Raw genomic sequence first — 4,606 nt, forward strand, 5'->3', positions numbered from 1 at the left:
CGCAACTACCTGGCATTTCTCGGACTCGCCGCAGCCCTGTGCTGTTACAAGAGACTCGTCCGCCTCACCACGTAGGACACGGTCTTAGTGAGCGTGGGACCGGTCCCAGTGCCAAGTAGTCGCACGGTAGCTGGCCAGACAGGGAAGCGACCACCGAAGCCTGGATCGACCTCCTCGATGCTGGGAATTGGCCTGCTACGACGCGGTCATGCATGCGCGCAACACTGACATCAAGTCGTCGGGGTCGACCGGCTTGGTCAAATAGTTGGAAAAGCCCAACTCGATGGCCTTCTCCCGGTCGCCCGGCATTGCCTTCGCGGTGAGCGCGATGATCGGCAGCCCTGCGATGTTCTGCATACGGCGGATCGCCTTCGCGGCCGCGTATCCATCCATTTTGGGCATTGTGAGGTCCATCAGGACAGCCATTGTGCCGTCGTGACCCTCCAGTATTTCGATGCCCTCGTGCCCGTTCTCCGCATATAGCACCGACAGGCCGTTCTCTTCCAAGACGCACGTGAGCGCGAAGACGCTACGGATGTCGTCGTCGACGATCAGTACTTTCTCGCCATCGAAGCGAGCCGCAGGCAGACGTAGTACAGCTTCTTCGTCTGTCCGCTGCCTCTTGTCGGTGAAGGCTGCTGTTGAAGTCAAGGCGGAGCGCGTTCTGGACGGCGGTCCCGCGGCCGCGTTTTCGGAACCAGTGCGCTGGGCGGGCCCTGTGCGGCCAGGCGTCTTTTCGTGCTTGGAAGAGCGGTTCGAGTCGAGCGGTAGATACAGCGTGAACGTAGAGCCGCGCCCCGGCTCACTCTGTGCGTGGATCTCCCCGCCGAGGAGGTGTGCGATTTCGCGTGAGATGGACAGCCCGAGCCCAGTGCCGCCGTACCTCTGATTGGTGGTGTTGTCCCCCTGCGTGAACGCCTCGAAGATCATCCGAATTTTGCCGGGCGCGATGCCGATGCCGGTGTCGCGGATGGAGAACGCGATCAGGTTGGTGTCCGCGTCGTGCACTGAGCCCAACTCCAGAAGTTGGTCCCGGATTGAGGCCGGCACGTGTGTGCCCGCGGGCCGGATGACCAGTTCGACCGCTCCGGAGTCGGTGAACTTCACTGCATTGGCGAGCAGGTTGCGCAGCACTTGGAGGACCCGCCGGTCGTCGGTGTGCAGTGTGGCTGGCAGCTCCGGGGAGATCCGTACGGAGAAATTGAGACGCTTCTCCTCCGTCAGTGGCCGGAAGGTGGCCTCTACGTAGTCGATGAGTTGGACCAGTGCGATGCGCGTCGGCGAGACGCTCATCTTGCCTGCCTCGATCCTGGAGAGGTCGAGGATGTCGTTGATCAGCTGGAGCAGGTCGGAGCCCGCGCCGTGGATCGTCTCGGCGAACTCGACCTGCTTCGGGGTGAGGTTGGCGTCAGTGTTGTCGGCGAGTAGCTTGGCCAGGATCAGCAGCGAGTTGAGCGGTGTACGCAGCTCGTGCGACACGTTGGCCAGGAACTCGATCTTGTAGCGCATGGAGAGCGCGAGCTGCTCGGCGCGCTCCTCCAGGACCTGCCGCGCCTCCTCGATCTCGGTGTTCTTGACCTCGATGTCGCGGTTCTGCTGGGCCAGCAGCGCGGCCTTCTCCTCCAGCTCGGCGTTGGAGTCCTGCAGAGTTTTCTGACGGCTCTCCAACTCGGCTGACCGTCGGCGTAGTTCGTCGGTCAGTTCCTGCGACTGGCTGAGCATCTCCTGTGTCTGTTGCTGCTCCAGGATCACGGCGCTGCTGTGCTCAATGAAGTCCGCAACGTCCTGCGGGATGTCGCTTCTACGCTCGCCCAGCCACCGCTGCGCCTCCGCTACCCGGGTGGCGGACAGCAGGTCTTTGTCCCGGGCGCGTTCTTCCATCACCGCCAGCCATTGCTGAAAGACGGCGTCTTCCTCGACCCACGCTGCCAGTCGGCCCCACTCCCTGATGAGGGCTTCGTGTGCGATTTCTGCCGTCCCGGGCCCTCCGCTGCCCAGGACGACAAGGCGGCGGTCAGGGTCGGCCAGGAGCTGGGTGATGTACCAGTCACTGCCAAGGTGCGAACGCTGGGCAGTGACCCGTACGGCGCTGGCAGCACCGCCACGGGCGCGCACCATGGACAGCAGAACGCGGCGAATGCGGTGTTCCTGCAGTCCCAGTTGTTCGCGTAGTTCCTGGTAGACCTTTTCGGCGTGCTGGTTGAGTGCTCCGGACACGCCGCCGAGGCCGTAGTAGCTGTCAAAACTGATCTGCCGTTCATGCTGCAAAGGCCACAGTTGTGTGAGTGCGAACTCCAACAGCGGAAGGCTACCCGGCGACCGGCTGGCTTCGGTGGCAATCTTCTCTGCCAGACCCGGGGTAAAGGTGACGCCCGTGAGGTGCGCTGGTTCCACGATCACCCGGGTCAGCGCTGATTCATTCAGGGGAGAGACGTTCAACTGCCGGTCCTGCAGCCGGGCACCGATGTCCGGCAGCTCCAACAGGTCGGGGAGGAAGTCCGCACGAAGCGTGCACACCAGACGAACGCGTGGATCCTGCACCGTATCTGGGGGCGGGAGCAGGTGCTGCAAAAACTGCAGCGGATCGGCGCTGCCCGTGCCGCTGAGTACTTCCTCGAACTGATCTCCCACCAGAGTCAGAGGCTTGCCTGCCAGGACGGCAGTCTTCGACGCCACGGGCCAGAAGCCCTCTTCCCGCAGAGCGCACGCCCGGCGATCGAGCTGCTCCAGGGAGTGGCTGGCACCCGGACGTTCCAGGTCGAGCAGAGCGCGGGCCAGCGATTCATAGGGGGCAGCTCCCGGTCGGAAGGTGCTCACCCTCCACCCGTCGTTCTCCAGCACCGGATGCAGGCCGGCCGCCACCAACGACGACTTGCCCACGCCCGAGGGTCCCGTGACCATGACCAAAGGCTGCGCCTTCACCATGTCCTGAAGGCGTTTGACCTCCCGTTCCCGCCCCACGAACACCCCTGCCTTGGCGTCCTGGGGGGTAAAGGTTTGCAGTCCCCGGTAGGGGCAGGGGGGCAGCACAGCGCGGCCCAGCACGTCCCCCCAGGCAGCTGCCACCTCCGGCAGAGGAATGGCGTAGGCATCCTGTGTTTCGTCGGTCCTGCCGGCGATCGCCAGCAGGCCGACCACCACATCCCCCCAGCGGTCTGCCGCTATGACCGGGGCTCCGCTGTAGCCGGGCTGAGCCCGCAGCGCTGCCTCAGAGTGAGTATCGAGCTGGATCAACCCCCCTCCGACTGATCCCCGTAAGACACACGTGCTCCACGCGCCATTGGTCCGGCGCTCGGGGACACGCGCGAATCCGAAGACGGAAACCGGCGCATCGGCAGCCACGCCGACCCGCGCATCCACCAGCCGGGCCGGGCCCGCCCCGCGGGGAAGAGCATCCCCGCCCACGATCACGAGTCCTGCGATATCACGGCCGACGCCGGCGGACCCGGGAGGCGCGTCCCAGGCCGCCACCCGGCACACCCGTAGTGGTGCACCCTCGCCATCACCCAGCAGCACGAACTCCACCTGAACACGCGCACGTTCGGACGGGGGCTCACGATGGAACTTGTCACGGCCGAGCGCCGCGTTGACCACGTGAGCACAGGTAACGATGTGCCGGTCACCCACGACCACCCCAACACCGACGGGCGCCTCCGATGTCTGTGCGCGGATCTTGACGATGAACCCCTCGCGCTGAGCATGCATGGGCTCAGGCGCGCTTCCACAAAACACGGACAGCGAAGTTCACTTCGGCCGTCCCCTTCGCGATGATCACGCCGCTCTCGCCACCGACCTTGAGACCGAACTCGATCTCCATTTCATCCGGCTGGAGTTCCTTCACGGCGGCGGATACCTGTGCCAGGGCCGGCTGCACCCGTCGTAATGCCTCGTGCAACGACGTCTGTGCACGGGCCATAGTCCCATCGTCTGCCGCCAGTTCGAGGTCTGAGCCTGACAGGCCGCTGTCCACTTCGAAGACGGCCGTTTCCTCACAGCCATCCACGACCATCGCGATGAGCTCCGCCACAGTCCCCCCATTTGCTTCGAAGACAAGGAACCCATGGTGGGGCATCCAGCGCTGCCCCCGCAGTGAAAGCCGCAGTCCCGCTCCCACCAGATCCCGCCATGAACGCCCGCTGACCGTTCGGCAGAGACAACGGCACGCTGCTGGACGCGAAGCACTCCTTGTCCGTGGGAGACGATGCGCCGCGCGCACTGGACCAGGGGCATCGAGGGCTGTGGCAGACGGGTGGTTCGCGATGGGTGTGGCTGTGCCCGGCGTGAAGGGCAGCACGCTGGGTTGGGAGGCGGGCAGTGTGCGAGGCACGGTGTGGCCCGTGGCGCTGAACTGGCTGTCGCTGCAGCTCGTGGCAACCTCTCAGCCAGCCGGACTGTCGTGAGGAGGGGTGATCACTCGGTTCTTGAGGCATGTAGTTGGGAGCGGGCAGATTCATGTTTGCGTGGATGAGGCGGGGCCTGGACAGGGGGGCGTTCTGTGGCGGGTGAAGCGATCGCGGCGTTACTGACCTTGTTGGCGTGATGTCGTGGCTGACAAGTGGTAGTTGGCGCGGTAGGCCGGTTGCATGAGATATCCGCAAGGAGGCGG

The 4,606-nt window shown here is 64.7% G+C and carries 1 protein-coding gene and 2 pseudogenes; all 3 read right to left on the reverse strand.

The genetic code is table 11. The features are described from left to right. Positions 1 to 195: 195 nt before the first annotated feature. Positions 196 to 1,722, reverse strand: a pseudogene (locus GAS53_RS57515) (ATP-binding protein); the annotation flags it as partial. Between the two features lie 201 nt (positions 1,723 to 1,923). Then, a pseudogene (locus tag GAS53_RS58740) lies at positions 1,924 to 3,705 on the reverse strand (serine protease); the annotation flags it as partial. Between the two features lie 4 nt (positions 3,706 to 3,709). Continuing rightward, positions 3,710 to 4,027: a CU044_2847 family protein gene (locus tag GAS53_RS54590; protein WP_151485265.1), complete on the reverse strand. Its 318-nt coding sequence runs from the start codon at positions 4,025 to 4,027 to the stop codon at positions 3,710 to 3,712. Positions 4,028 to 4,606 lie beyond the last annotated feature (579 nt).

The organism is Streptomyces albicerus, from assembly GCF_008905045.1.
Taxonomy (GTDB): domain Bacteria; phylum Actinomycetota; class Actinomycetes; order Streptomycetales; family Streptomycetaceae; genus Streptomyces; species Streptomyces albicerus.